Source organism: Ruegeria sp. CH8 (genome assembly GCF_056536985.1).
The window spans coordinates 1-1,241 of the sequence record NZ_JBQFQR010000076.1 but is presented as its reverse complement, the minus strand read 5'-3'; the positions used below and the strand labels follow the sequence as shown (position 1 = coordinate 1,241).

1 protein-coding gene is annotated in these 1,241 nt (G+C 51.6%); it reads right to left on the bottom strand.

What is annotated here, in order from left to right; translation table 11 throughout:
• Window positions 1-59: 59 nt before the first annotated feature.
• Complete coding sequence (locus ACR0ER_RS25570) at window positions 60-1,007, bottom strand: ornithine cyclodeaminase family protein (protein WP_480771269.1); 948 nt, start codon at window positions 1,005-1,007, stop codon at window positions 60-62.
• Window positions 1,008-1,241: the final 234 nt, after the last annotated feature.

The following is a 1,241-nucleotide window of genomic DNA, read 5'->3' as shown; positions in this document are numbered from 1 at the left end:
CGAGCCCATAGCTGCCATTTCGACTTTTAATTCCAAAGTGCATTTTTATGTCTTTGGCCTCACTTCACCGGATTGTCAGAGGCCCTGCGAACAGCGAGGACTGAAGCAGCATAATCCCCCAATGAAATCCCTCTGAAAGCAAAAGCAGCCGGTTTGTTGCGCACTCGGATGTCGACTTTCCCAGTGACCAATTCCGTCAAATCGCCAGCAATTTGCTCGTATGGCAACATAGGCTTGTCGCTTTCCAATTCCTGTAGTCGGTCGTCAACTATTACCGTTTCGAAAGCAGCCATGCCTGCTGGCATCCACGGAATGCAGACATCCGTTATCGCCGCGAAGGCAGTCGGTTTCAGCCATCGGGCGTCCAAGAAAGGTTCAATAGAGTAGTCCAAAGTTATCGATGTCACTATCAGATCAGCATCACTCAAGGCGCCTTTAGCATTGGTGCACGATTCAGCTTCCAGCCCCAGGCCTCGGGCATAACGACAAAGCTTGTCGGCATTCTCCTTACCTCGCCCGAACACGCAGATTCGTTTCAAGGGAAACAGTTCTGAAAACGCAGCAAGATGGGAGTGAGCTTGCACACCCGCGCCCACAAAAGCCACGGTCTCGGCATGAGGGTCAGCAAGCCTACGCGCTGCCACCACTGACAGAGCGGCAGTTCTGACAGCCGTAATCCAATTCGCTCCCAAGACCGCGCGAAGTAGTCCGGTTTGCGCATCCATAACCATGATGGCCCCGTTTATCGCGGGAAGATCCCTAGCCGGATTTTCCGGACACACTGTAACCTGCTTGGTTACGATGAAACCATCATCTCCCATTGCCAATGTAGACATTGCGTAGCGCCCGTCGCCGGGCAAGATAACTGTCTTGGGAGAAGTGTGAAGCTTTCCGTCTACCTTGGCGATTAGGGCGGACTCGATGGCATCGGCAACTTCAGAAGGTTGGATGCCCAAACTCCCGAGGTCCTTGTCAGACAGATAAATTAGCGCGTTCCCAGAGGTCATGGTGTTCCCCACCTCAGCAAATTGGCTTTCTGACAAAATACATTGTTTTCGGCTGTTCTTGCTATCGGTTTGCCTTTGCAGAAGTAATTTAGCAGTGACTTTCTATCGCCCGGCCCGAAGCGAACCTATGCTCAGTCCCAAGTCACTTGAACTTAGACGCCTGTCCAGCACCAAAAATCGACTAATATAGGCAATTATGGTAGGCTGTTGTCATTCATTCTAAGTCACCGGGAG

What these genes read in the sequence shown, in the direction of transcription:
- ACR0ER_RS25570 (WP_480771269.1), bottom strand. Translation starts at nt 1,007, where the DNA reads ATGACCTCTGGGAACGCGCTAATTTATCTGTCTGACAAGGACCTCGGG.